The organism is Microbacterium sp. TPU 3598, assembly GCF_002356155.1.
Taxonomy (GTDB): Bacteria; Actinomycetota; Actinomycetes; order Actinomycetales; family Microbacteriaceae; genus Microbacterium; species Microbacterium maritypicum_A.
The window spans coordinates 1,363,874-1,388,764 of record NZ_AP017975.1 but is presented as its reverse complement, the minus strand read 5'-3'; the positions used below and the strand labels follow the sequence as shown (position 1 = coordinate 1,388,764).

Genomic DNA, 24,891 nt, shown 5'->3' with positions numbered 1-24,891 from the left:
CATGACCACGACATCGTTCCCCCACCCCTCCCCGGCCGCCGACCTCGATACCGACACCGGCTCCGACCGGACGCCGACCTGGAACAGGCAGCGACGTTCCCCGATGCCGTCGCACCGCTACCGCGACGTCTACTCCCGCGTCGACGTGCCCCTCACCGAGCGGGACTGGCCGACACGGCGTCTCACCGCGGCCCCGCTCTGGGTGCCCGTCGATCTGCGGGACGGCAACCAGGCGCTCGCCGAGCCGATGGACCCCGCGCGCAAGCGCCGCTTCTTCGAGCTGATGGTGAGGATGGGCTACAAGGAGATCGAGGTCGGATACCCGTCGGCGTCGCAGACCGACTACGACTTCGTGCGGCTCATCGCCGAGAGCGACATCGCCCCGGATGACGTGACGATCGTGGTGTTCACGCCCGCGCGTCGCGACCTCATCGAACGCACGGTCGCCTCCATCCGGGGCATCGCCAATCCAGTCGTGATCCACATGTACACCGCGACCGCCCCGACCTGGCGCAGCCTGGTGCTCGGGCACGAACGCGAAGCGCTGACGCAGCTCATCCTCTCCGGCGGCCGTGACGTGTGGGAGTTCGCCGGAGACCTGCCGAACGTGCGGTTCGAGTTCTCTCCCGAGGTGTTCAATCTGACCGAACCCGACTACGTGATCGACATCTGCGATGCGATGACCGACCTGTGGCAGGCGACCCCCGAGCGCCCGGTGATCCTCAACCTCCCGGCCACGGTCGAGGTCGCCACCCCGAACGTGTACGCCGACCAGATCGAATACATGCACAAGAACCTCGCCCGTCGCGATGCCGTGATCCTGTCGGTGCACCCCCACAACGACCGCGGGACCGGCATCGCCTGCGCCGAGCTCGCGGTGCTCGCCGGCGCGCAGCGGGTCGAAGGCTGCATCTTCGGCAACGGCGAGCGCACGGGCAACGTCGACATCGCGACGCTCGCCCTGAATCTGCACGCGCAGGGCGTGGACCCGATGATCGACTTCTCCGACATCGACGAGATCCGCCGCACGGTCGAGTACTGCAACCGGATCGAGGTGCACGCCCGCCACCCCTATGTCGGCGACCTGGTGCACACGGCATTCAGCGGGACCCACCAGGACGCGATCAAGAAGGGCTTCTCCGAGCATCGCGCTCGGGCTGCGGCCGAGGGCCGCGACGAACGGGAGATCGAATGGCGGGTCCCCTACCTGCCGATCGACCCCGCCGACATCGGCCGCGACTACGACGCGGTGATCCGCGTGAACTCGCAGTCGGGGAAAGGCGGGATCGCCTACCTGCTCGAAACGGCGTACGGGATCGAACTGCCCCGCCGCCTGCAGATCGACTTCGCGCGACACGTGCAGCGGCACACGGACACGATCGGCACCGAGGTCACGGCATCGGAGCTGTGGAGGGTCTTCGGGGAGGTGTACTTCGGCACCGGTGCCCGCACCGATATCGCGCTCGTCTCGTACGACACCGCCGAGTCCGACGGCGAGTCCCGCACACGGATCACGCTGCACATCGAGGGGCGCGAGCACACGAGCACCCATGCGGCAGGTGGTCCGGTCGAGGCCCTCACTGCGGCACTCGACACCCGGGGAATCCGTGTCGACGTCGTGAGCCTGCACCAGACCAGCGTCGGATCCAGCACCGACGGTGAGGCGCTCATCCTCCTCGAGCACCGCACGGAAGAAGGGGTCGCCTGGTCGGCAGGCCGCGGGCGCTCCGTCCTCTCCGCGAGCCTGTCCGCCGTGATCACGGCGGCGAGCCGCGCCGCATTCCCCGACGCGACGCCCGACTAGTCCGGGTCGCCGACGTGGCCGGGAGCTGTGAGAGAGAGCACACGCTCCACGAAGGCGGCGTACTCCTCCATGTAGTGCTCCAGGAACTTCTTCGTGCCGTCGTCCTCGACCTCGCCGTCCGGGCCGAACATCTCCGGTCGATACGTCAGGTACGCCTCGGGCGCGTTGAGCTGTGGGGCGTTGAGGAAGCTCAGCACGCTGCGCATCGACGACTGCATGACGGCGGTGCCGATGGCCCCGGTGGAGGCGCCGATGATGCCGGTGGGCTTGCGCGCGAACGAGTTGTGATCCCAGGGGCGTGAGCCCCAGTCGATCGCGTTCTTCAACGCACCCGGTATCGAACGGTTGTACTCGGGTGAGACGATCAGCAGTCCCTCCGCCTGTTCCACCGCCCGCTTGAACGTGGTCACGGCGGCGACCGGATCGAGCTCGTCGTCGCGGTTGTACAGCGGCAGATCGCGGATCGGGATCTCGACCATCTCGAGGCTGGGAGGTGCCAGCTTCACGAGGGCGGTCGCGACGACGCGGTTGATCGAGTCATGGGCGAGGCTCCCGATGAGGTAGCCGATCCGGTGAGTCATGCGCATTCTCCCTCGTTCGTTCCGCCGTGGTCGTTGGCGTTCAGGCTAGCCCCGTATGCCGAAACCGCAAGCCCGACGCGGCTCACCGGTCTCAGTGCACGAGAGCCTTGAGAACCACGAAGACGAGACCGAACGACGCCGTCCCCAGGGCGCCGAGCACGCGCGTGAGCAGGGGGCTCCCCCGACGGAGGAAGGCCACATAGCCGAGGAACGCGAGGATCACGACACCAGACCAGAGCGCGAGGTCGTTCGCGAGCCCGTCGGGCATGACGCGGGTCGTGCCGGCCAACAGGAAGACCGCCGGCACGGTCGCCGAGCTGAGCATGCCGAAGGAGTGCTTCACCGACGCGGCGAACGCCGCCCGAACCCCGACGGATTCACCGTGCTCGCGTTCATCGTGATCGCTGACCCTGGCCACGGTGCCGGCATACACATGAGCACCCCAGAACACCAGCACCGTGACGGCGACCGTCACCAGCACCGCCAGTGATGTCTCCCCGTGCGCCGAGGACACGGCCACCAGGCCGCTGACGAGAATCGTGCCGTAGACCGCGGCCTCGGTGCCGAATCCCGATCGCAGGGCCTGATGCACGCGAAGGATCCCGTCATCCGCAGTCGTTCTCCGCCTGTCCATACCCGGTGCTGCTCCTGATCCGTCGTGCCATCGCTACCATCGAGCTCCCATCATCCCTCGACGCGCAGGGGGACCTTCACATCGCCGCCCGCCTCCTCGGTGATCCGCTCCCCCATCTGCACGAAGGTCGGCGCCGAGATGAAGCCGCCGGCGAACAGCGCCTGCCCCTGGACGAAATCAGCGGAACGGCGGATGGCGTCCTCGGAGGCGAAGCCGAAGACGTCGGCGAGCTCGGCGAGGTCGCGGGGCGCGTTGACCCGCATCAGCGCGAGGTTGTCGCACTGCGAGAGCACGTTGGGGTGGATCTTCGTCGGACGCTGGGTGGAGAGCAGCAGCCAGAGCCCGAATTTGCGCCCCTCGGCCGCGATCTGCACGAGCTGCTCGGTGAGGGCTCGTTCGACGGCGGTCTCGGGATTCGGCGAGCAGAGGTTGTGTGCTTCGTCGATGACGATCAGGACGGGTCGTCGTTCCTCACGGTGTGCCCAGAGATGTTCGAGCACGGCGAGGGCCGCGACCTTCGGCTCGGCGGGGTGCTCGAAGCCGCCCAGGTCGAGGACCGTGGCTCGTGGGCGTTCTTCGATCACGTCGATGACCGATCCGGCGCCGCGTGACCAGAGCGCCCACTCCAGCACCTGCAGGTTCTCCATGCGGTTCGCGAGCCGCACCCGGGCGGGGTCGCCCGAGGCTCGCAGACCGGGGAGCATATCGCGACCGTCGAAGACGTGCGCATCTCGTTCCTCATGGAGCAGAGCGTTGTACTCTTCCGCATCCGCGATCGGGTCCATCTGCAGAACGGCTGCCTTCGATGCCGGCACCAGATCGACGTAACGCACGTGCAGGCGCTCGCCCTCACCCGCGCCGGAGCGGAACACGCGGATGTCGAGTTCTGCCATGCGGTCGGTCTCGGATGCTCCTGCGGAGGCCCGCGTCTCCCGCAAGCGCGTGAAGTCGCTGTTCGGATCGAGGACGATCATCGGCAGCTCGGTGTGCAAGAGCAGCTGTTCCAGCACGACACCGAGCGCATACGTCTTCCCGCTGCCGCTCTGCCCGACCCAGAAGGTATGCCTGTTGAAGCGCCGGGCGTCGAGGTCGACCGGAGCCCCCGGGTCCTCGAGCGTCGTTCCGATGGTGAGGTTCGTCATCACTCCGGTACACCTTTCCTTCATCCCGTCATTCCTCGCGGCGGGGCGAGCCCATCCTCCGAGACCGATGCACGACATCATCCTCGCCCGGCTCGCCTTCGCACCAGTGCCGACATCCGTGGCCGCGGATTCCCGTGCGCAGTCCCGACACCCGAGAAGGCCGATTCCCCTCCTGCCCCGACGTTCCGACACCGCTGCGCTCCACTAATGTGACAACGTGGGCGCGGAGTGGAGACGACGGGTGCTCGTCGTCGAGGATCAGGGTGCCCTCCGCATGCTGGTGTGCGATCTGCTCGAGCGCCACGGCTTCCAGACCGCGGCAGCCGCCGATGCCGCCGAGGCGACACACCTCTTCACCGAATTCGACCCGGACGCGCTGCTGACCGACATCGATCTGGGCTCCCGCCCCTCCGGGGCGGAGCTCGCCGCGATGCTGGTCGAACTCGCACCGCACATCGCGGTCGTGTTCCTCAGCAGCTACCCCCGTGCCGCCGCCGGTGCCACGGCGATGGGGATCGAGCAGGCCGTGTTCGTCGCGAAACAGGACCTCGATTCCCCTGCGGCTCTGCTCTCCGCGCTGGAACGTGCTCTGTCGACGCATCCGACACCTCTGCCGCCCTCGGCCGAAACAGGCGACCGCCTCGGCTCACTCACCAGGCATCAACTGGAGATCCTCGCGATGATCGCACGCGGATGGTCGAACGAGCGCATCGCCGTCGAGACCGGTGGCACGGTGCGCGCAGTCGAACGATCCATCAGCCGGTTGTTCGGAAGACTCGAGGTGACACGCGACCCGACCGTCAACGCTCGTGTCGCTGCGGCGGGACTCTACCTCGCCGCGTTCGGTCCCGCCCGATGAGGAAACTCCGCCGTGCGGCTGTCCGCGCCTTCGGCGGCGGCCGATTCCTCACCGTCTGGTCGATCGCCGCCTCCCTCCCCCTGTCCCTCACCGTCATGGCGCCCACGGGTGTCGGCATCGACACTCTGACCGCGCTTCCCGCCATGGTCGCGACCTGGCTCTGCTTCGCCGCGGCGCTCACGGGCATCGCCGCATGGGAACGTCGCGGCCGATCCCGGCGAGAGCGAGCAGCCGTCGTGACCGCCGGGATCGTCGTCTGCGCGGCGATGCGTCCGGTGATGCAAGACGGCTGGCTCCACCTCGCCGGCCTTCCCGCACCACCTTCGGGTCAGCTTCCGTACCGGATCGCGACGAACATCGTCGTCTGGATGATCGTGCTGAGCATCATCGCCGTGCTGGATTCCTCGCTCCGGTCACTGCGACGGACGAACGCCCTGCTGCGGTCCGTGGCCCAGGAGCTCGCCCGGGCACAGGACGATGCGCACGCGCTGGCGACCGATGCGCGGAACCTTCTCGACCGAGCGCAGTCGACCCTCGATGCGGCGATCATCGAGATGGAACCGACACCCGCCGGCGTCCGAAGGCTCGGAGACGAATGGATCCGCGAGTGGAGTCACCGTCTCGCCGAGCTCGCCGAGAAGAAGGAGGCCGGGAATCCGCGTCGAGCCCGCGACGGCTTCGGTGATCGCGCGGACCCGAGGTCTTCCCCCTCGCCTCGGCACGTCCTGTTCCGCCTCCCGCCGCCGGATCTGGTCACCCTCATCTACGCGGTGTGCCTCCTCCCCTATGCGACCCGCACGCAGATGCCACTCGAACTGCTCATCGGGATCGCCGCCCTCGCCGCGGGAGGTGCGGTCGTCGACTTCCTGCCGCGACGCCGCGCGATCGCTCGGGTGCCCCACCACGCGTCCTTGCTCTTCATGATCCTCTCCTGCGTCGTCGGCATCGCGCTCGCAGCACTCGCGGCCGCGCAGGGGGTGGCTCCGTTGCTCGCCGCCGTCTCCGCCATCGCGTACATCGGGTTCGCGTTCGCCGCCGGAACGTGCGCCGGCGCGCTGCACCGTCTCCGCAGCGAACAGCACCGACTTTCGAGCGCCGTCGCCGACGCCCAGCAGCTCGCACGTGCCGGCACCCGCCCCACTCGCGACGGCCTCAGAGCCGCCGCCGACCTCCTGCACGCGGATGCGCAGGGAGCCTGCATTCTGTTCGCGCTCGCACACCCCACACCCGATCCGGACGATATCCGGCGGCTGCGGGCAGAACTCGCGACTGTCGTGAGCCGACTTCCCGAGGCTTTCGCCACGGCCGACGATCCCCGTGCCCACACTTCCCTCACCGCACTCTTCGAGACGTGGGCGCACGTCATCGAGCTCCGTGTCGACGTCGACGACGAGGCACGCGATGTTCTGTCCTCGATCCCCTGGGTGGTGCGAGACTGCTACGACATCGTCGCCGAGGGGCTCCTGAACGCCGCGAAACATGCGAGTGAGCGACGAGCGGAGGTGTCGATCCGTCGAGTGACGACCGGCGCCGGACCTCGGCTTCACGTCCGTGTCTCGTCGCCCGGGATCGCCGCACGCGGCACACGTCTGCGCGCATCCTCACGGATGCAGGAGCTCGGCGCCCATCTTGTCCGCATCCCCGGCGGTGTCGCCCTGGAAGCCGCGTTCGCGCTTCCGCTGCGCGCGGCTGTCGTGTCAACCGAACATCGCGACGGAGAGCACCCGACCCCGCCGTAGCGTCGTCTGCGCCCCACCGAAGGGCACACGAAGACGATCGGACGAGACGTGAACCAACTGCATGACCTCCTCCCGCTGGCTGTGGGCATGCTCATCTCGCCGCTGCCCCTCGTGGCGATCATCGCGATCATCCTCGCTCCCCGCGGCCGGACGGCGGCGCCCGTCTACGCCGCAGTGTTCATCGCGATCTCCCTCGCGTTCGTCATGGTCGGCGCGCTCACCTCCGCCGGTTCCGCCTCGGGGTCTCCCTCCGCCACCGCGAAGACAGTCTCGTTCTTCCTCGCCATCGTGCTCGCACTCGGCTTCGCCGCGCTCGCCGTCGCGAGTTGGTCGTCTCGCCCCCGCCATGGCCAGCCACCCCAGACGCCGGCCTGGCTCGCGGCCCTCGATGCCGTCACCCCGGCGAAGGCGGCCGCGCTCGGCTCGATCATGGCGGTCACCAACACGAAGAACATCCCGCTCGCGCTGAAGGGCGGTGCACTGATCGGCGAGGCGCATCTCCCTCTGCTCGCAGCGGGAGGGCTCTGCATCGGGCTGGTCGTCGCCGGCACTCTGCCGCTGCTCGTCACGGCCGCCGTCGCCACGAGCAGATCGGCGGTCGTCACGCAAGCACTCGAACGGGTCAAGTCCGAGATGATCGCGCACAACGCGATGATCATGACGGTGCTGTTCGCGGTTCTCGCCGCGAACGAGGCCGCCCAGATCATCCGTCACCTGTCCTGAAACACGACCATGTCAGGAGCCGCACGCATGTCAGACAACTCTCTCCCCGACGACGAGACGCGCGTCGTCACCGTCACGGCACCGGCCGGGACGTTCCGCGGCACGGACGCCGACGGTGCGCACTCATGGCGCGGAATCCGCTATGCCCAGGCGCCGGTCGGTCTGCTGCGTTGGCGTGATCCCGTCGCGGCGCCGAGCGTCGAGGAGGAGATCGACGCCACCGTCTACGGCAACGTGTGCCCGCAGCAGATCAACCCCGCCGTACCGCTGGGCGACGACGCGGTGATGGACGAGGACTGCCTCGTGCTGAACGTGTGGGCACCGTCGGAGCGACCCGGGAGCGCCTTCCCCGTCATGGTATGGCTGCACGGTGGCGCCTACACGTTCGGCTCATCGAGCCAACCGCTGTTCGATGCGACATCGCTCGTCACGCGCGGCGAGGTCGTGGTCGTGACGGTCAACTACCGACTCGGCGCATTCGGTTTTCTGGATCTCGCCGGACTCCTGCCCGATGAGGGTTTCGATCGCAACCTGGCCCTGAAGGACGCGCTGCTCGCGTTGCGCTGGGTGCAAGAGAACATCTCGGCGTTCGGGGGCGACGCGGGCAGGGTCACGGTGTTCGGGGAGTCCGCGGGAGGAGGGCTGGTGACGACTCTGCTGGCGACGCCTTCGGCCGAAGGTCTGTTCGCCCGCGCGATCGCGCAGTCCTCCCCCGCCTCGAGCATGTACGGGACCGAACGGGCGCGTGACGTCGCCGCGCGGTTCGTGCATGAGCTGGGCATCGATTCGACGGATGCTGCGGCGGTCGCGGGGGCTCTGCGCGCGGCATCCGTCGATGACATCGTGGCGGCGAGCATGGAGGTGTACGCGGCCGTGCCGGACGACGCACCGGGGACCCTCGCGTTCGCGCCCGTCATCGACGGCGATGTTCTTCCGGAGGCGCCGGTGACCGCGCTGCGCGAAGGACGCGGGCTCCGGGTTCCACTCCTGATCGGGACGAACAAGGACGAGGCGTCGCTCTTCAAGTTCATGAAGTCGCCTCTCATCCCGATCACCGACGACCGCATCCGACAGATGTTCACCGACATGGCCGAAGACAATCCGACGATCTCCCTTCCCTCCGCCGCTCAGGTCCGGACCGCCTACGAGAACGTGCGGCATGGCGCCGTGGGGCTCGGGATCGCCCGCGACATCGGATTCCGTCTGCCGACGCTATGGATAGCGGAGGGTCACAGCACCGTGGCGGATGTGTGGCTGTATCGCTTCGACCATGCGGCGCCCTTTCTCCGTCTGATCGGTCTCGGTGCGACGCACGCGACCGAGCTGCCGTACCTGTGGGGCAACCTGTCGAGCGGCCCCAAGGACCCGACGTTCCGGCTCGGCGGCCGCCGAGCCGCGCAGGAGATCTCGGTGCGGATGCAGGAACGCTGGGCGGCGTTCGCGCACGGACGCACACCGGATGCGGCGACCGCGAAGGATGCGCCGACCTGGGCGCCGTATTCTGCATCGGATGCGGCCGGCCGCCGTCAGACCCTCGTGATCGAGCGGCAGGACACTCTCGTCGCCGACCTCGATGCTCCTCTACGCGCGGCATGGGGCGACGACGTGCTCGATTTCCGGTGAGCGCTCGTGCATCCGAAGGGCCGATCGTGCGGCGACGTACCATTGGCCGATGACGCGACCTCTCACCAACTGGCACACTGCTCAGGCCGAACATCTCACGGCAGGTCAGCGCGCGGCTGATCGGCTTCGGAACGGGATGGGATCATGGCCGTTCATCGGGGTGTTCGTGCTCTTCATGATCGCCTGGGCGATCGTCAACAGCACGGCCCTCATGTGGGATCCCTACCCGTTCATCCTGCTCAACCTCTTTCTGAGCATGCTCGCCGGGCTCCAGGGAGCGATCCTTCTGATCGCCGCGAAGAGGCAGGATGCCATCGCCGCCGCCCTCGCACAGCACGACTACGACACGAACCTCGCCGCGAAGAAGGAGATCGAGGACCTCATGTCGATCAACCGGATGCAGCTCGAACTCCTGACGGAGCTGCGCGCCGCGGTCACGAACGACGGAGACGGGGCAGCGACGTCCGCGCGCTGACCTGCTCGACGAGCATCGTCGGGAACGGTGAGGGAACCCTCGTCGACGAGGCATCTGCTCGCCCAGAGAGGGCGAGACCACGTTCTTCTGCACGTTCTTCTGCACGCTCTTCTGCGCAGTCTTCTGCGCACCGGCCCGTGACCTCTCGTGCTCGGCAAGAGCATCAGCTCGTCGCACAGCGAAGCGGACCGGTGGACCGGGGACAGTCGGCGTGCGCGGCGGCGCCAGACATGCAGAAGGCCCGGAGACTCTTGCGAGTTTCCGGGCCTTTCTCGGTCGGGCTGTTGGCACAACTACTACTGGCGCGGTCACAGTCACGATGGAACTCAACCGTTGCCTGCCACCGGTCGACGGCTTCCCTGCAACCGCACCCTCAGCTCCCCGCCGACCGCGAAGCTTCCGAGGTGCGAGTCTGGCCGTCGCCGCATCTGGCACGATGGTGCCATGCAGGAAGTAGAAGCAGATGGGCCACTCCGGATTACCGTCAACGCCCGCGAGGCGCAGAGCGAGCCGCTGGGTCCCGTCATCGGTCAGTTCCAACTGAACGGCGACTTCCGCATGGAGCACCTGCTGTGGGCTCTTCTGGCGGAGGACGACGCCGAGTATCTGCCCTACCACGTCATTGAACGCCGCGAGTTCTCGATGAGCTGGGGCGCGCAGACCGCAGGCATCGACATCCTCATTGAGGTGATGAATAACCCCTACGTAGCCGCCAGCATCGGCGCGCTCGCCAAAGAAGGCTTGGGGGCGGCGACGCGGCGCGTCATGGAACGGATTCGGAGCGCCCCGCTCACGGAGGACCAGGCGATCCGCCACGCCACCCAGTGGTTGGTGATGTCTTCCTTTGACATGTCCGCTGACGACCTGACTGTCGTCGGAGGCGGCGTTCACCCGAAGGGTGCGCGCTGGGTCGACCTGGAATCCCAGACCGCGCGCTACCGCGTCGGAGTCGCTCTGACGAAAAAGGGCGGGGTCAGCGTGGCCACCGAGTCTTGGGAAGACCTCGGTCACTGACCCGACAGAAGCAGCCGGCCAAGGTCAGCCCTTCTCGCGATCTCGCCCGCCGTGCCTGCATATGTTGGGGGGACGCCACTTCGGGCACATGGCTGTCGCGCCGCGTTGTGAGGGAGCAACGGCCGGTGGAGATCAAGAACGTGCATCTACGTAACGACGGTGCACCAGAACTCCGAGGCATCTATCACCGGGTTCGGCTGCACCGTGAGCAGGTAGAAAAGGTGTCGGTACTTCGGTGCGGGCGGCACCCGGTCGTGGCCGCGGCGGACGGCGACCGAGATCGGCAGGCTCGAGACCGCCTCAGCGACCAGCCGCACCGACGTGAGCACGGCCATTACCTGCAGTGACTGCCCCGGTGTGGCGTAGGCGCCGGCCGCAGTGCGGCTCCCCCGCTGCGGCGGGAGCCGCGACTGCGCACGGGTGACGAGCGAGCGCCACGCGTCACGGACTCGGTCGGTGAAGTTAGCCACGCTTCCTCCTCTTGAGCATGCGGATCTGCGGCTCGGGTGTGGTCGGCGGGTTCTTCAGCAGCGACAGCGCACCGGCGACAGCCGAGAGCGGGGATGCGTCATGAGCGGGCGCGTTGCGGTCGATGACGTACGCGTCGGCGAGCTTCTTGAGCACGGCGTTCTGCGCGGCGACCTCGAACAGCGGCTGATGCCGATGCCCGATCTTCTGCAGGTTCACGCCGTCGAGGAGCATACCTGTCGCGCGACCCAGGTCCGGGCCGCCCCACGGCGTCACCTCGAGCCCAGCAGCGACGACACCGGGGCGCCGTTCGTCTGGAAGGTGATACCGGATGGGGTGAACCTGCGCTCGGGATCGGTGAGCCAGGGGACGACCCAGTCCGTGCCGGGCAAGCTCTGCGTGATGCCGACTTGGATCAGCCCGTCCTCGCGCTTCGCGGCGAAGCCGATGTGCGCAAGCTGGCGATCGTGCGATACCTCGATGCAGATGCAGACGTCACCGCCGTCGGCGCGCTTCGAGATCCGGTCGAGACCTTTCTGCCACATGCCTTGTTGGAACGGGCCGCCGATCGTGGAGACGACATGTATTCGCGACCTCGGACTCGAACACAGGGCGCGGGTCGGCGACCCAGTACGCGGCGCGGTTCTCCTCCGGGAGGTTGTAGTTCATCGACGAGTTCGAGTACGCCCACGCGTCGGGCGTGTCGAGCGGCGTCCACCAGAACAGGCCGATCGTCGTCGTGTCGTCGTTCGCCTCGATGGCGTCCATCGCCTGCATGTGCAGGAACCGTTGCACGACCGCCTCGACGTCACCCGCGTTCGACGCGGCGATCAGCTGCGAACGGCGGCACGCGGCCGTCGTCTTCGACAGCGCCGACCACGCCTTGACCATCTTGTGCTTGGGGATCTCATCGACGAAGACGAGGTCGAACGTGAGTCCACGGCCGCCGTTGTCGGCGGAGTCGACCCAGTAGCGCTGCCCGCCAGTGAGCTCGAACCAGAGTTCACCGTTCGTGTTCGAGAACCCGCCGTGCTCGTTCTTCAGCTTCGGGATTGCATCGATGATGTTCTGCGCGTGCTCCCACGCCTTCTTCGCGGTCGCGAGCTTCTGAGCAACGCCGATCACCTGCGCGTCGCCGTCGACGAACATGCGGAATAGAATCAGCAGCCCCGCGATGAACGTCTTGCCGTTCTGACGCGCAACCCGCAGCAGTACCGTCTTGAATCGGTACGAGCCATCGGGGTTGAGCTCGAGCGCGTGGATCAGGAACCAACGCTGCCACGGGTTCAGCTTCGGAGCAAGCTCGGAGTACCGGGTGCCGTCGAGTTCACGGTGCAGCCACTCGGCGAAATGGATCGCGGCATAGCCGGCGGAGGCCTGCGGGGTGAGCGGGCGCCGCGGCGGGGTGAAAACACGCGGGCACTGGTGCCCGTACACCCGCCGCGGCGCGCTACGCCTTCTTGCGCCGCGAGGGGCGGCCACGCGCTTCCGGGTCGTCGTCGATGCAACCGGTCTCCCCCTGGTAGAACTTGCGGCGCATCTCATCGAGCTCGTCGCGCTCCTTCGGCTTCGTGGCGGCGAGCATCTTGTCGATCCGCTCGTCGTACTTCGTCGAGAGATCGACGCCCGCTGCGGCAGCGCGCCGGGTGCGTCGAGATCCTGAGCGAGGGTGAGCAGCAGGGCGACTCGGGGCTTCTGTGTCGTCGGGATCGTGAGCTCGGCGAGGAGCTCGGACAGCGCGACGAAGGTCGATCCGGGTGTGACACCTGTCACACCCGGTGTCACATCGGCGCCACCGGATGCCGGGCCTGTCTGCGGAAGCGCCGCGAGCTTCGGCTTCGCCCGTCGTTCCGCGCGATATCGGGCCTGGCGCTCGCGGTCGCACTGGCGCTTCTCCTCGGGTGTGAGAGCCACGAGAACCACCTCGGGCGGGGGTGTGACATGTGACAGCCGGGGCGGAGGGGGACAGATCCCCCCCCGGTGCGGTGCGGAGCCCCCACGGCTAGGGATTTGGACCCCCTCCCCCTCGGGCTGCGAACGAGCGACGACAAGGTGAGTGTGCGAGGTACAGACAGTTAGGCTCGGCTGGTGACCTTGAACCAGCCCGGCGCAGACTCGGTAAGTGATGGAGCCTCGGACAGGCATTCCGGTGCTGTACTCGAAGACTGGGTAGTCGCCCTTCTCATCATCGCTATCGCGATAGTGGGGACCGTCGTAGCGTGGACGCTCGGAGGCGGCGACTGGTTCTTCGACTCCACCCTTCGCGCAATCGGCTGGATCGGCGCACTTGTATCCCTCGCCGGAGTCGTCATCGCTGTGCTCATCTTCCGGCGGCAGACACGGGCCTCGGAGGATGCATCAGTGAGACAAGGGGCGCTGCTCGAGCAGATACGCACCACCTTGAGCGAGGTGCATTCCACGGTCTCTGATCTGAAGAAGGCCAACAACTCGCTACCCGACGAGGCAGATACGCAGGACGGAGACATCGACGAGTGGGCAGAGGACACCCCTGAGCAGCGATCGCCTGCCGTGTATGCGACGAGCCGCACTGGCCGCAAGCGTCGAGTATTCGAACCGGCGCAAGTGCCCCTCGCAGTGATAGCCGCCCTCGTGTCAGCTTGGAGACGGGACGGGCGTGCCGGGAAGTGGACAGTCGGCATGCTACGTGGTGCGCTTCGAACCGAGGGAAAGGGAAACCACCCGTGGTTCCTGATCTTCGAACCGCGGGACGGCGAGTCCACGGCGTGGAGGGTGTCGCGCGGGCCAGGCGGCACTGACCACGCCGTCGAGATTCAGAGCCCAAGAGACCTGGATTGACTCCTTCGCCCCGTAGAGGGTTGGCGTCTAAGCGGTACGCAGCTTCATCCCCGACCAGATGAGCTCGGGGCGCTTGATCGCGTTGAGGCGCTTAAGGCGAGCGACGGAGACTCCGGTCTTCTCCGCGATGTCGTCGAGGGTCTCCCCCTTGGCAACGGTGTGCTCGGCATCCGAAGCCTCGGCCTGCTCCGGCTTCTCGACCGTCTGCTCGGCCGGCGTGGGACGGGCGGCGGTCGCGGTCTGCTTGCTTCTCTGACGGTTCGACATGGTGTCTCCTCTCATCGGTCACCAGACCTCGGACGGATCGCCGAGGGCGGGCCGGGCGTCGTTCGCGCCCTTGTTCTCGTTGCATCGCTTGTGGGACGGTTGCCCGTTCGCCGGGTCGTCGGCGAGCTCGGGGTGCGTCTTGATCGACTTGACGTGGTCGTACGCGAATGACGACGCGTCGGTGTGCGGCAGGTCGCAGTCGATCGGGTTCCCGCACAGCGCGCACGGCAGGTTGTGCCCGCAAGTCACCTCGGGCGGCTCCAGCGGGTACGCGAGCAAGGCGCTGTGGGACGGCGGTGCATGGTGAGCGCGGTCCTGTACCTTCGCGTGTCCAGCTTGGGACAACTCGAGGGCTTCGGTCTCGATGTTCGGGAGCAGGCCTGCCGGGCATACGCGAAGGCACGGGGCATCCGCATCGCTGCCACGTTCCGCGATGAGGGCGTGTCTGGCACGCTCGATGCCGCCCAGCGCGACGGCCTGATGTCCGCCCTTGCCCGGCTCCAGGATGGCGACGTCGACGCGCTGCTCGTCGCCCGGCTCGACCGGATCGCTCGCACCCTCACCGTGCAAGAGGCTGTCCTCGCTCAGGTGTGGAAGCACAACCGCGCGGTGCACTCGGCCGATGTGGGCGAGGTCGTGCAGGACGACCCCGACGACCCGATGCGCACCGCCATGCGCCAGATGGCGGGCGTGTTCGCCCAGCTCGACCGAAGCATGGTGGTGAAAAGGATGCGCGACGGCCGGAAAGCCAAGGCTGCTGCTGGCGGTCGCTCCGTGGAACCTGCACCCTACGGCTACATCGCCCGTGACGGTGGCCTGTACCCCGTGCCCGAGGAGCAAGACGCCCTTGCCCGGATGAACGAGCTGCGCGCCCCGGAGACACCATGTCCACCATCGCGGGCGTCCTCGCCGCATAGGGCTTCCCGACCAAGCGCGGCGGTCGATGGACCAGCCCCGTCGTCAGCCGCATCCTGTCGCGCCCACCCGTCCCGGCGCACCAGATTATCGACCCCACCAAGGACAACCGCGAGCGCACCCGCGCCGCATGAACAGAGAGAAGCACCACATGTCCAAGCAGACCTACACACCTGGCGACACCGTCACCACAGGCAACATCGCAGAGGGCGACATGATCTTCGCCCGCCGCCACCACCTCACGAATGAGCCTTCCGCTCCCGTGCGCGTCGAGAAGGCCTCCACGTTCCCCAAGGCACCCGACCTAGTGCGGTTCGTGGTGCAGTCGCCGTACCAGGTGCGCTCGCCGTGGGTCATCGGCCCCATCCGCGCTGACAAGACCTTTACCCGCGCCGTGCCCGAGGCTCCAGAGGGGTGATCACCGTGCACCGCCCGTTCCCCTCTCGGAAGACGCTCGGCACGCGCTACAACCTGCGCCCCGCAACGGCTCCCGTCGAGGCGCAGCGACTCCAACCTGGCGACGTGATTGTGGTCGACGATGAGTGCCCTGTCGTCATCGGCTCGATCAGCCGCAAGCACGGCCGTATCCGCATCTGGGGCAAGTTCATCTGGCAGACCGAGCGCGAGCTGCACTGGAAGGTCGGCACCTTCGCCTACACGCAGCGACTCGCCCGCGCCCTCCCCGGCGAGTACCGCTCATCCGCCCGATCCGATAACCCCACCCACTGATCTCGCCCTCACCAAGGAGCACGACATGGCACACATCATCACCAAGGAGACTTCTAAAGGCATAGCCCACGTTGTCAGGTGGCGTCCGCAATCTGGAAGCTCCAAGGAGAAGGCCTTCTACGTGAAGCGTGAGGCTGAGCGCCACCTCGCCAAGATCGAGCACGAGCTTGCAGACGGCAACTCGACTGAGCACCTATCTGGTACGTCGAAGACATTCCGGCAGGCGGCGGAAGCGATGATCGCTGCGAGCGCTCACCTCAAGCAGAAGACTCTCGACGGGTACGAGATCGCACTACGCGTGCACGCCCACCCTGCGTTCGGGAACCGGCGCATCTCGACTCTTCGGGCCGCGGGCATCGACGATTGGCTCGCGGCGGTTCGCGCCAAGCCGAAGGCGAACGGTGAGCAGCGCACAGAGACGAGCGTCCTCGGGACATACAAGGTGGTGCGGAAGGTGTTCTCCTATGCCTACGCGCACCGACTCATCCCGTTCAACCCCTGCATCGCGGTCACGAAGCCCAAGGCCGACACAGCCGCGGCGCGCTTCCTGTCCGTGGAGGAGGTGAACCGGCTGGCTGCTGAGTTGACGACCCAGCCACCGTACGATCTGTTGGTACGGTTCGGCGCTCTGACCGGGCTGCGCATTGGCGAGATAGCTGCGCTGCGTATCCGCAATGTCGATCTGCGCCGTGGCGAGGTGCAGGTGCGTCGGAACATGACGCACACCAGCAAGGGCTATGTCCTCGGCACCCCGAAGACGGCGCGGGCGGTTCGCGACGTGCCGATTCTGAACGACGGGCCGTTCCGCGACCTCGGCGTCTACCTGCGCCAGCACCCGCACTGCGACAACTTGGAGGCGGGGCTATGGCCGGGCAAGGTACCCGGACACAACAAGCTCAGCTACGACCGCACCTTCGACCCCAAGGGCTTCTACCGGTACACGTTCAAGCCTGCCGCGACGCGGGCTGGGCTCGACGGTCTGCACTTCCACGAGCTACGCCACACCTTCGCCACGCTGGCGCTGGAGTCCCGAGCGCTGGACATGCACGAGCTATCCCGGGCGATGGGCCGCGCGTGCTACGCCATCACCGACAAGGTCTACGCTCACGTCCGGCCTCGCGACTTCAGCGCTCACCGCGCCGCGTTCTCTGCGCACATCTCAGCTGCGAGTGCGCCCGCGCCGATGCGTCAGATCGGCGGCTAGTCGGAAGCGTTGGCGTACGTCATGAGCGCCTTCTTGAGGTCCGCGTATAGCACCTGGAAATCGGGCTTGCCGACACGCTGGGGGCGGGAATGGAATCCGTACCCGCCGATTCGTCGAACGGCCCCCTGTTCGACTCCCCACATGATGCTCGACACTACCGGGAACATCTCCCGCGCCACCGCATCTCTGCCCCAGCCTCCAGCAGTGTTGACGCAGTAGCGAAACGCTCCGAGCGCAACGTCGGCCGCGCTGCTGAGATGCGAAGCGTTGTCGTTAGTCATTCCAAACAGTTTGATCTGATGGTCGAGCCGAACCGTCCGTCCGCCAGAGAACTGCAGCCCGTTCTGGAAGAGATGTTCAAGGTGTGCGTACCGATCGTTGTCTCGGTCCATGAGCATCACACCAGTCCCATCCTCCTGTCGCAGGAGATCGCTGTACGCGTAGGCAAGAGTGTTCAAGGCATAGTTCATTCGAACGTCGTACGTCTGGTTCATGCACAGGTCGTGCAGGATGACATAAACGATCATCCGCACGCCTAGGTCGCGGAGAGCTGTGATCAGCTCCCCCTTTGCCGCTGTCGACTGCTCAATGCTGACTTGCTCCGGGCGCGCTCGCGTGTCGAACTTCAGGCTGTCCCCTGGCAAGTATCCGTACTTCTCACGGATCGCCCGCACAGCAGCGTCCACTGGCTCAATCTGATCGGGCTTGAACACGAGCCCGCCGACGATGAAGAAGTGATTCGCCGAGTAGTCGCGATTGGTCTCGTCGACGATGAACCAGTGCATGCCCACATCCTGGCAGAGCCCGTGGACAACCGGAGGGGTTTCATCCGAACGTCACTACCTCATCAAGGCTCGCGAACGCGTCGCCCGTGATGTCGTCGATGGACACGAGCGGCCCTCTCATCATCTCGCCCGCCGCACCGAGGCAGTCTTGAACGCCCGCGGGCTGATTTCGCGCGATCGGAAGCGTGATCGACATGTCATACGAACCCTTGAGCGGTGTTCCCTTGTCCGAGAACGGCCCAAAGGAGATTTTCCCATCCTGCACGGTTCCCTCATCTTGACCGAAGTACCCACCCTCGACGAAAAAGCTTGCGTTCATCTCTGCCCCGTCCGGGAGATTAGTCGTCGCGTCGATCACGACACCGCCGCCTGGATCGACAGTCAGCTCGTAGTCGATCTTGACCTCGACAGGCGAACTTGGACAGATCGGAACCGCAATGTCCGGCGTCGGCAGAGGCGTCGGCGTCGCGGAGACGGACGGTCGCGGCGTTTCGAACGTGGTCGGCGTGGCCTCTGGTGCGCAGGCAGACAGCGCGAGGATCAACGCAATGGGAACGGCAAGCTTCGACGCGAGTCTCATACCTAGAGAATGGCACCGGGCCGGTGCAAACCTGAGAGCCTGTGGACAACTCGTGCCCTTTTGGTGCCCTTGGCGTTTCCCGGACATGCAGAAGGCCCGGAGACTCTTGCGAGTTTCCGGGCCTTTCTCGGTCGGGCTGACAGGATTTGAACCTGCGACCCCTTGACCCCCAGTCAAGTGCGCTACCAAGCTGCGCCACAGCCCGTTGTTCTGCGCTCTCGCGCAGGCAACTCCCCTATCTTAGCCGTATCTCCACCCCCTCCGCGAACCGAGGCGTTGCGAGTGTCGGATGCCCGGCGTAGCGTCACGGCATGGTGACGATCACGACCGAGGTGGCGACGACCGCTCGTTGGGATGACGTGCAGCACGCGCTCACCGGAGGCGGGGATGGAGCAAGCTGTCAGTGCATCTGGCCGGTGCTCAGCAACAAGGACTGGAACACGACAACGACTCCGCAACGCATCGAGATGTTCCGCGCCGAGATCGACGACGGCCCGCCGCCGGGAATCATCGCCTACGTCGACGGCGAGGCCGCAGGTTGGATCCGCATCGGTCCCCGCACCCGCCAGGCGCGTGTTCCCCGCACCCGCATCATCGCGGCGGCCAGCACCGAGCCGTTCGACGACGAATCAGTGTGGGCCGTGACGTGCTTCGTGGTGCGCCGAGAACACCGCGGTGCCGGGCTCAACCTCGAACTCCTGCGCGCGGCGGTGGATTATGCCCGCGGCTCCGGGGCCCGCCTGATCGAGGGGTATCCCGTGGACACCGGGGGCGAGAGGAAGCGCACCAACGACCTGTTCCACGGCACCCTGGGCACGTTCCTCTCCGCCGGCTTCACGGAGAAGACCGAGCTCAAACCTGGTCGCGCGCTGGTCACCCTCGATCTGACCCCATGATGACGATCGCCCAGAAGCCACTAGCGTGAAAGGCATGACCGACGAGAACGCGACCATCGACGATCCCGAGCTCGGCAGGTTCGCCCGTGCCCGTTCGGAACTCACCGACGGCACGGTACTGACGCACGATTGGTTCGTCGGCACCACCTCCGTCGAGGGCACCGAGGTCGAGCTCATGCTGGAGGGCACGAGCTCCGACGAGGTCGCACCGCTCCTTCCCCGCATGCGCGACGCGGTGAAGCGACTGGACATCGTGCACCGGATCGCCACCGACGCGGTCGTCGCGAATTTCAGCACGGGTGCCCCTGAACCCCGCGAGCTCGACGAAGCCGCCTCCGACCTCACGATCGAGGCGATCGAGGCGGCCTCCGACGGCACCGTCATACTGCACCTCACCGACAACTGCGGAGAGCACTTCCCCGAAGGCTACTGGCCGGCCGTGCACCTCAGTGTCGACGACAGCGTCACGCAGGTCGCCGTCGAATCGTGAACAGCGGGATGACGCCGGGGCCGACGCGGGGGACGGCGATGCCCGTCGCCCCCGGTCAGGGCGAACCCTACGATGGCGGGATGCAACGTCGCTCCCCGCGCCACGCTCTCATGTGGGCCTTTCTCCCGTTCGCGGTGATGTCCCTCCTGCACGTCATCCTCCTGACCATCGACAACCCGCTCGCTGCGCCCACGAAGCTGCTGCTGATGCCGTTGCTGGCCGTTCCGGTGCTGGTCTCCGCGCGACGCCTCTCCCCGCGGATCACGCTCGTCCTCCTCGTCGCGGCATTGTCGTTCTCCTGGCTCGGCGACGGTGCCGGCACCTTCTTCCCCCAGGGCCCGGAGCTGCCTCTGATGCTGACCTTCTTCGGCATCGCCCACGTGGCATACATCGTGCTGTTCGCGCGCCACCTGTCCGTCCGGCGCATGCCCTGGTGGGCGCTGGTGTACGCCGCCTGGTGGGTGGGCATGATCACGATCCTGGGTTCACACACGGGCGATCTGCTCATCGCCGTCGCCGCCTACGGGCTCGTGCTCGGCGGAACCGCGGCATTCTCAGCGCGCTGTCACCCCCTCATCGCGGTCGGCGGGGCCTTCTTCCTCGCCAGCGACACCATCCTCGCCTTCCGCCTGTTCCTCCCCGATTCGCTGCCGTCCTGGAGCAGCCCTGCAGTCATGCTCACCTATACGATCGGCCAAGGCCTGATCGTTGCCGGCGCCCTCGTGACGCTGCGGAAGAGGAGCACTTGATGGATGCCGCCCGTGTCGACAGCTGGCTCTGGGCCATCCGCGTCTACAAGACGCGGTCGGCCGCGACGACCGCATGCCGAGCGGGGCATGTACGGGTGAACGGAGACAAGGTGAAGGCCGCGCAGCAGGTTCGCATCGGAGATGAGCTGCGCATACGCATTGCGGGATTCGATCGGATCCTCATCGTCCGTCAGCTGCTGGTCAAGCGCGTGGGGGCTCCGGTGGCCGCGCTCGCCTACGAGGATCGCACTCCCGAGCGCGAGCCCCAGGCAGCGCTGGGACTCCGCGACCGCGGGGCCGGACGCCCCACCAAGCGAGAACGCCGCGACATCGACAAGCTGCGGGGGCGGAACGACGAGAGCTTTCACTGATATCTCGGCATGCACCACCACCACACCTTACGATACTCGAATCTTTGTTCTAATCTTGAGGCATGGCCCTCTCGACTGATCTCGACCTCGATCTCGAGGAACGACGGCGCGTCTTGGACGCGTGGGTCGACACGAGACGTCGGATCGCCGCACTCGAAGCCGAGGCCGCAGACCTGCTGACGGAGCAGATCGCCATCCACGACGCCGATGTCTCCGCGAGCCCTTTTCATCGAGAGGCGATCCATCGCTCGATGATCGCGGAGTTCTCCGCTGCCGGACACGTGTCGAAAGGCTCGATGGAGTTCGCCTTCGCCGATGCCCACGCCCTTCACACCCATCTCCCGGCCGTCCGTGCCGCATTCGCCGACGGCATGATCAGCGTCGGACATGTGCGAGAGATCTCCAGGGCCTGCGCGGTCGTCGCCGAAGCGATCCGCAACAGGAAGGCCGATCCCGCGGTCATGGAACTCTTCGAAGCCGCGGCGCTCGTCGTCGCCGAACGCGACACGGCCGCACGCACACGCGCCCATGCACGCCAGGTCGCGGCTGCCCTCGTCGGCGAGACGCTCGTGGAGAGGCACCGCCGCGCTGCAGAAGAACGATGTGTGACGGTGAGAGCACTCGACGACGGCCTGGCACTTCTCACCGCGGTGCTCCCCGAGTGGATCGCCACCGCGATCTCCGACCGACTCAACCGGATGACGCGCGAAGTCGTACGGGCTCGAGACACCCGCGAGATCCTGCCCCAGCCCTGGTGGTTCGACGAGGAGGTAGACCACCCCGATGAGCCTCCCCTCGACGACCCATCGGTCGACTTCGTCGATGGTGGCGTGATCCACGGTGCTGATGGTGACACGTTCGCGACAGATCCCGAACTGACGCACTTCCCGGCCGACACCCGAACGTGGAAGCAGACCGAGACGGACCTGTTCTCGGATCTGCTCCTGACCGCAGATCCGAGCACCGCACACGGCGACGCCCTCGACGGCATCCAGGCCCGCATTCAGGTGACCGTCGCGGCGACCACGCTCGCCGGCGTCGACGACCGCCCTGCCGAGCTCGACGGACTCGGCCCCCTGAGGCCCGACATCGTCCGGGAGCTGGCGGGGCGCAACACCGGCTGGACCCGTCTGTTCCTCGACCCGACAGGCATGGTGGTCGAGACAGACACCTATACGCCGACCGAGGGGATGCGACGGTTCCTGCGCGCGCGTGACCGACACTGCCGCTTCCCGGGGTGCCGCATGCCGGCGCACCGCAGCGAAATCGACCACAACCACGATCATGCGAAGGGAGGGAAGACCAGGCTCGACAACCTCGGCCACTTCTGCCGGGGCCACCACACGCTCAAGCATCCGGACATTCCCGATCCGTATCGCTGGACCGCTCAGCAGGAGAAGGACGGCAGCATCACGTGGCACAGTCCGCTGGGCCGCGACTATGCCGACCCGCCGCCCCGACGCGTGATGTTCGTCTGAATCACGACGTCAGGACCACAGCGCCCAGGACCCCAGCGCTAGGACCACGGCGCGCTAGGAACAGCGCGCAGGACCCCAGCGCGCGGGGCTTGGGGCGAAAGTCAGCCGTTGGCCGCGAAGAGATCGAGCAACCACCCGGCCGAACGGATGTGCGCGGCTCCGGCGCTCTCGGCGCGATCGCGGAGGCCCCTGTCGCTCGTGACGGTCACGACCAGCTGCTGCATCGCGACACGGCGCTCGACCTCGGCGACGATCGCGTCATCACCCGCGGCTTCCGCGCGGATCACCGAGACCGTGCCGGCTTGGTCTTCGATACCTCGCGCCTGCCCCTCGACCACCATCGACACGTCGGGGAACCACTCATCGCCTGCGAGTTCCAGCGCGTGCGCGGGGACCGCCAGTCCCTCCAGACGCGCACGAAGACGAGCTGCGGCGCCCGCACGGTCTTTCCACCACCCATCAGGGACCGAGCCGACGACATTCGCGGCATCCACCACGATCGCCGGTCGCACGTCGAGCAGTTCGAGCAATGCCGGCCACGACGAACCGAAACCGGGGTGCAACGGTCGTGACGACACCTGATCGACCGGCACCCACTCGAGCGCGACGCTCTCAGGGTCGCTGATCACCGGCTCGAAAGGCTCCCCGACATCGGCGACGACGGTCGTGTACGACCAGATGCCCAGATCGAGAACGCTCGTGAACCGGGCGCGCACGGCACCGTCCGGCACGCCCGCCTCTTCCTGGGCCTCACGGATCGCTCCCGCGATCGCGCTCTCCCCCTCGTGGAGTGCGCCGCCCGGCAAGCCCCAGGTTCCACCGAAGTGACTCCACGCGACACGATGCTGCAGCAGGATGCCACGTGCGGGGTCATAGGCGAGAAGCCCGGCAGCACCGAAGCGCCCCCAGTACTTCTCCCCCGACTCCGCGATCACCCAGGCATCGCCGGGGTTCCGCGGCCCCTCGGGGCGACGCGGTTCACCGAAAGCAGGAGGTACGACAGTCACCCCTTCAGCCTTTCACAGCATCGGGGTCACAGCACCACGGCGCGACATGCGCCGGAACAGATCAGCGCTGACGCTTCTCGCGCACGCGCATGTTGATCACGATCGGCGTGCCCTCGAACGAGTAGAGCTCGCGCAGACGCCGCTGGATGAATCGGCGGTACCCGGGGTCGAGGAAACCGGTCGTGAACAGCACGAACGTCGGCGGGCGCGTCGACGCCTGGGTGCCGAACAGGATGCGCGGCTGCTTGCCACCGCGCAGCGGGTGCGGGTGCTCCGCCACGAGTTCTGCGAGGAACGCGTTGAACTTGCCCGTCGGAATACGACGGTCCCAGTTCTCCAGGGCCGTCTCCAGCGCGGGCACGAGCTTGTCGAGGTGACGCCCGGTCTTCGCCGAGATGTTCACCCGCGGGGCCCAGGCGACGTGCGCCAGATCCTGCTCGATCTCACGCTCGAGGTAGCGACGGCGGTCGGCGTTCTCGAGATCGTCGTCGTTCAGACGGTCCCACTTGTTGAAGGCGAGCACGAGCGCGCGGCCCGACTCCAGCACGAGATCGATGATGCGTACGTCCTGCTCACTGATCGACTCCGAGACGTCGAGCACGACGACGGCGACCTCGGCCTTCTCCAGCGCGGCCGAAGTGCGCAGCGAGGCGTAGAAGTCGGCCCCCTGCGCCATGTGCACGCGACGACGGATACCGGCGGTGTCGACCAGACGCCACATCTTCCCGCCGAGTTCCACGACCTCGTCCACCGGGTCACGGGTGGTGCCGGCCAGATCGTTGACGACCACGCGCTCCTCGCCTGCCGCCTTGTTCAGCAGTGACGACTTGCCCACGTTCGGACGACCGAGGATGGCCACGCGGCGCGGTCCGCCGATCTCCTGCTTCGCGACGGCCGAGACCTCGGGAAGCTTCTTGAGCACAGCATCCAGCAGGTCGGCGACGCCGCGTCCGTGGATCGCCGACACGGGCCAGGGCTCGCCGAGGCCCAGGCTCCACAGCGCTGCGGTCTCCGGCTCCTGGCGGGCGTCATCGATCTTGTTGGCGACGAGGAACACCGGCTTGCCGCTCTTGCGCAGCAGCTTCACGACGTGCTCGTCGGTCGACGTCGCTCCCACCATCGCGTCGACGACGAACAGCACCATGTCGGCGAGGTCGATCGCGACCTCGGCCTGCATCGCGACCGAACGGTCGATGCCGCGTGCGTCGGGCTCCCACCCGCCGGTGTCGACGAGCGAGAAGCGACGGTCGGCCCACTCCGACTTGTACGTCACGCGGTCACGGGTGACACCGGGGGTGTCCTCGACCACGGCTTCGCGGCGGCCGAGGATGCGGTTGACCAACGCGGACTTGCCCACGTTCGGTCGTCCGACGATCGCCACCACGGGAAGAGCCGGGCTGTAGTGGATGCCGTCTTCGCCGAGCGTGATGCCCGCGAGGAGTTCCGCGTCCTCATCGTCCAGCTCGTAGTCGGAGAGGCCGGCGCGCAGCGTCTCCGCGCGCTGCTCGGCGAGATGCTCGTCGAGCTGGTCCATCTTCTCG

30 protein-coding genes and 1 tRNA gene are annotated in these 24,891 nt (G+C 67.0%); 17 read left to right on the top strand and 14 right to left on the bottom strand.

Annotation, left to right across the window (positions count from 1 at the left end; translation table 11 throughout):
• Nucleotide 1: 1 nt before the first annotated feature.
• Nucleotides 2–1,804, top strand: coding sequence for a 2-isopropylmalate synthase (locus tag MST3598_RS06560; RefSeq protein WP_021199295.1), 1,803 nt, complete (start codon nucleotides 2–4; stop codon nucleotides 1,802–1,804).
• On the opposite strand, the gene MST3598_RS06555 is transcribed toward MST3598_RS06560, so the two are convergent.
• The 3 genes from MST3598_RS06555 to MST3598_RS06545 all read right to left on the bottom strand — a co-directional run bounded on the left by MST3598_RS06555 (nucleotide 1,801) and on the right by MST3598_RS06545 (nucleotide 4,161).
• Nucleotides 1,801–2,385: an NADPH-dependent FMN reductase gene (locus tag MST3598_RS06555; RefSeq protein WP_096359689.1), complete on the bottom strand. Its 585-nt coding sequence runs from the start codon at nucleotides 2,383–2,385 to the stop codon at nucleotides 1,801–1,803. The genes MST3598_RS06560 and MST3598_RS06555 overlap by 4 nt on opposite strands.
• Before the next feature lie 91 nt (nucleotides 2,386–2,476).
• Nucleotides 2,477–3,019 (bottom strand): hypothetical protein, encoded by a 543-nt coding sequence (locus MST3598_RS06550; protein ID WP_021199293.1) that lies wholly within the window; start codon nucleotides 3,017–3,019, stop codon nucleotides 2,477–2,479.
• A 50-nt stretch (nucleotides 3,020–3,069) separates the two neighbouring features.
• A complete protein-coding gene (locus MST3598_RS06545; protein ID WP_021199292.1) occupies nucleotides 3,070–4,161 on the bottom strand; it encodes an ATP-binding protein in 1,092 nt (363 codons plus the stop codon).
• 217 nt (nucleotides 4,162–4,378) lie between these two features.
• On the opposite strand from MST3598_RS06545, the gene MST3598_RS06540 reads away from it, so the two are divergent.
• From MST3598_RS06540 to MST3598_RS06515, 6 genes are all read left to right on the top strand, one after another.
• Complete coding sequence (locus tag MST3598_RS06540; RefSeq protein ID WP_029258946.1) at nucleotides 4,379–5,020, top strand: response regulator; 642 nt, start codon at nucleotides 4,379–4,381, stop codon at nucleotides 5,018–5,020.
• Nucleotides 5,017–6,759 (top strand): hypothetical protein, encoded by a 1,743-nt coding sequence (locus tag MST3598_RS06535; protein ID WP_029258947.1) that lies wholly within the window; start codon nucleotides 5,017–5,019, stop codon nucleotides 6,757–6,759. Before MST3598_RS06540 ends, MST3598_RS06535 begins: the two co-directional genes overlap by 4 nt.
• 48 nt (nucleotides 6,760–6,807) lie before the next feature.
• Nucleotides 6,808–7,482 carry a GAP family protein gene (locus MST3598_RS06530; RefSeq protein ID WP_029258948.1) on the top strand — a complete coding sequence of 225 codons (675 nt, stop codon included), beginning with the start codon at nucleotides 6,808–6,810 and terminating at the stop codon, nucleotides 7,480–7,482.
• Nucleotides 7,483–7,509: 27 nt separating this feature from the next.
• The gene (locus MST3598_RS06525; protein ID WP_029258949.1) at nucleotides 7,510–9,105 is read left to right on the top strand and encodes a carboxylesterase/lipase family protein; all 1,596 of its coding nucleotides are present in this window, start codon (nucleotides 7,510–7,512) and stop codon (nucleotides 9,103–9,105) included.
• A 49-nt stretch (nucleotides 9,106–9,154) separates the two neighbouring features.
• Nucleotides 9,155–9,580 (top strand): DUF1003 domain-containing protein, encoded by a 426-nt coding sequence (locus MST3598_RS06520; RefSeq protein WP_029258950.1) that lies wholly within the window; start codon nucleotides 9,155–9,157, stop codon nucleotides 9,578–9,580.
• A 444-nt stretch (nucleotides 9,581–10,024) separates the two neighbouring features.
• Nucleotides 10,025–10,594 carry a hypothetical protein gene (locus MST3598_RS06515; protein ID WP_029258951.1) on the top strand — a complete coding sequence of 190 codons (570 nt, stop codon included), beginning with the start codon at nucleotides 10,025–10,027 and terminating at the stop codon, nucleotides 10,592–10,594.
• 146 nt (nucleotides 10,595–10,740) lie between these two features.
• Here the strand turns inward: MST3598_RS06515 and MST3598_RS06510 are convergent, their stop codons facing one another.
• Genes MST3598_RS06510 through MST3598_RS06495 form a run of 4 tightly spaced genes read right to left on the bottom strand, consistent with a single transcriptional unit; the run spans nucleotide 10,741 to nucleotide 12,976 of the window.
• Entirely contained in the window at nucleotides 10,741–11,064 is a 324-nt protein-coding gene (locus tag MST3598_RS06510) for a hypothetical protein (RefSeq protein WP_029258952.1), read from the bottom strand.
• Nucleotides 11,057–11,281 carry a hypothetical protein gene (locus tag MST3598_RS06505; RefSeq protein WP_136053481.1) on the bottom strand — a complete coding sequence of 75 codons (225 nt, stop codon included), beginning with the start codon at nucleotides 11,279–11,281 and terminating at the stop codon, nucleotides 11,057–11,059. The genes MST3598_RS06510 and MST3598_RS06505 overlap by 8 nt, the downstream gene beginning before the upstream one ends.
• A 53-nt stretch (nucleotides 11,282–11,334) precedes the next feature.
• Nucleotides 11,335–11,607 carry a hypothetical protein gene (locus tag MST3598_RS06500; protein WP_029258954.1) on the bottom strand — a complete coding sequence of 91 codons (273 nt, stop codon included), beginning with the start codon at nucleotides 11,605–11,607 and terminating at the stop codon, nucleotides 11,335–11,337.
• Complete coding sequence (locus tag MST3598_RS06495) at nucleotides 11,558–12,976, bottom strand: hypothetical protein (protein WP_157749858.1); 1,419 nt, start codon at nucleotides 12,974–12,976, stop codon at nucleotides 11,558–11,560. Before MST3598_RS06495 ends, MST3598_RS06500 begins: the two co-directional genes overlap by 50 nt.
• A 174-nt stretch (nucleotides 12,977–13,150) precedes the next feature.
• Here MST3598_RS06495 and MST3598_RS06490 point away from each other — a divergent pair, with 174 nt between their 5' ends.
• Nucleotides 13,151–13,879, top strand: coding sequence for a hypothetical protein (locus MST3598_RS06490; protein WP_029258956.1), 729 nt, complete (start codon nucleotides 13,151–13,153; stop codon nucleotides 13,877–13,879).
• Between the two features lie 27 nt (nucleotides 13,880–13,906).
• Here MST3598_RS06490 and MST3598_RS06485 read toward each other — a convergent pair whose 3' ends face one another.
• Both MST3598_RS06485 and MST3598_RS18860 read right to left on the bottom strand, forming a co-directional pair.
• Complete coding sequence (locus MST3598_RS06485; RefSeq protein WP_029258957.1) at nucleotides 13,907–14,146, bottom strand: LysM peptidoglycan-binding domain-containing protein; 240 nt, start codon at nucleotides 14,144–14,146, stop codon at nucleotides 13,907–13,909.
• Nucleotides 14,147–14,164: 18 nt separating this feature from the next.
• Nucleotides 14,165–14,395 (bottom strand): HNH endonuclease, encoded by a 231-nt coding sequence (locus MST3598_RS18860; RefSeq protein WP_168436333.1) that lies wholly within the window; start codon nucleotides 14,393–14,395, stop codon nucleotides 14,165–14,167.
• Between the two features lie 51 nt (nucleotides 14,396–14,446).
• Between MST3598_RS18860 and MST3598_RS18855 the strand changes: the two genes are divergently transcribed.
• From MST3598_RS18855 to MST3598_RS06465, 4 genes are read left to right on the top strand one after another with little or no spacing between them, the layout of a single operon-like run.
• Nucleotides 14,447–15,310 (top strand): recombinase family protein, encoded by an 864-nt coding sequence (locus MST3598_RS18855; protein WP_442922142.1) that lies wholly within the window; start codon nucleotides 14,447–14,449, stop codon nucleotides 15,308–15,310.
• The gene (locus MST3598_RS06470; protein WP_136053480.1) at nucleotides 15,213–15,479 is read left to right on the top strand and encodes a hypothetical protein; all 267 of its coding nucleotides are present in this window, start codon (nucleotides 15,213–15,215) and stop codon (nucleotides 15,477–15,479) included. Before MST3598_RS18855 ends, MST3598_RS06470 begins: the two co-directional genes overlap by 98 nt.
• Nucleotides 15,476–15,790: a hypothetical protein gene (locus tag MST3598_RS18370; protein ID WP_029258960.1), complete on the top strand. Its 315-nt coding sequence runs from the start codon at nucleotides 15,476–15,478 to the stop codon at nucleotides 15,788–15,790. The genes MST3598_RS06470 and MST3598_RS18370 overlap by 4 nt, the downstream gene beginning before the upstream one ends.
• Nucleotides 15,791–15,815: 25 nt before the next feature.
• Complete coding sequence (locus tag MST3598_RS06465) at nucleotides 15,816–16,994, top strand: tyrosine-type recombinase/integrase (protein WP_029258961.1); 1,179 nt, start codon at nucleotides 15,816–15,818, stop codon at nucleotides 16,992–16,994.
• Here MST3598_RS06465 and MST3598_RS06460 read toward each other — a convergent pair.
• The 3 genes from MST3598_RS06460 to MST3598_RS06450 all read right to left on the bottom strand — a co-directional run bounded on the left by MST3598_RS06460 (nucleotide 16,991) and on the right by MST3598_RS06450 (nucleotide 18,564).
• Nucleotides 16,991–17,779, bottom strand: coding sequence for a hypothetical protein (locus tag MST3598_RS06460; protein WP_029258962.1), 789 nt, complete (start codon nucleotides 17,777–17,779; stop codon nucleotides 16,991–16,993). The genes MST3598_RS06465 and MST3598_RS06460 overlap by 4 nt on opposite strands.
• 40 nt (nucleotides 17,780–17,819) lie before the next feature.
• On the bottom strand, nucleotides 17,820–18,359 hold the full coding sequence (locus tag MST3598_RS06455) for a hypothetical protein (RefSeq protein ID WP_029258963.1): 540 nt from the start codon (nucleotides 18,357–18,359) through the stop codon (nucleotides 17,820–17,822).
• Between the two features lie 131 nt (nucleotides 18,360–18,490).
• Nucleotides 18,491–18,564, bottom strand: a tRNA-Pro gene (locus MST3598_RS06450).
• 106 nt (nucleotides 18,565–18,670) lie between these two features.
• Between MST3598_RS06450 and MST3598_RS06445 the strand changes: the two genes are divergently transcribed.
• From MST3598_RS06445 to MST3598_RS06425, 5 genes are all read left to right on the top strand, one after another.
• Nucleotides 18,671–19,255 carry a GNAT family N-acetyltransferase gene (locus tag MST3598_RS06445; RefSeq protein WP_029258964.1) on the top strand — a complete coding sequence of 195 codons (585 nt, stop codon included), beginning with the start codon at nucleotides 18,671–18,673 and terminating at the stop codon, nucleotides 19,253–19,255.
• Nucleotides 19,256–19,289: 34 nt separating this feature from the next.
• Entirely contained in the window at nucleotides 19,290–19,745 is a 456-nt protein-coding gene (locus tag MST3598_RS06440) for a hypothetical protein (RefSeq protein WP_021199285.1), read from the top strand.
• A gap of 80 nt (nucleotides 19,746–19,825) precedes the next feature.
• Nucleotides 19,826–20,494 (top strand): lysoplasmalogenase, encoded by a 669-nt coding sequence (locus tag MST3598_RS06435; protein WP_029258965.1) that lies wholly within the window; start codon nucleotides 19,826–19,828, stop codon nucleotides 20,492–20,494.
• A complete protein-coding gene (locus MST3598_RS06430; RefSeq protein WP_021199283.1) occupies nucleotides 20,494–20,865 on the top strand; it encodes an RNA-binding S4 domain-containing protein in 372 nt (123 codons plus the stop codon). Before MST3598_RS06435 ends, MST3598_RS06430 begins: the two co-directional genes overlap by 1 nt.
• A 62-nt stretch (nucleotides 20,866–20,927) precedes the next feature.
• Complete coding sequence (locus tag MST3598_RS06425) at nucleotides 20,928–22,343, top strand: HNH endonuclease signature motif containing protein (RefSeq protein WP_029258967.1); 1,416 nt, start codon at nucleotides 20,928–20,930, stop codon at nucleotides 22,341–22,343.
• A 101-nt stretch (nucleotides 22,344–22,444) separates the two neighbouring features.
• On the opposite strand, the gene MST3598_RS06420 is transcribed toward MST3598_RS06425, so the two are convergent.
• Together MST3598_RS06420 and der are read right to left on the bottom strand one after the other, a co-directional pair.
• Nucleotides 22,445–23,350 carry an NUDIX hydrolase gene (locus MST3598_RS06420; protein ID WP_029258968.1) on the bottom strand — a complete coding sequence of 302 codons (906 nt, stop codon included), beginning with the start codon at nucleotides 23,348–23,350 and terminating at the stop codon, nucleotides 22,445–22,447.
• A gap of 61 nt (nucleotides 23,351–23,411) precedes the next feature.
• Nucleotides 23,412–24,884, bottom strand: coding sequence for a ribosome biogenesis GTPase Der (gene der / locus MST3598_RS06415; protein ID WP_231494434.1), 1,473 nt, complete (start codon nucleotides 24,882–24,884; stop codon nucleotides 23,412–23,414).
• Nucleotides 24,885–24,891 lie beyond the last annotated feature (7 nt).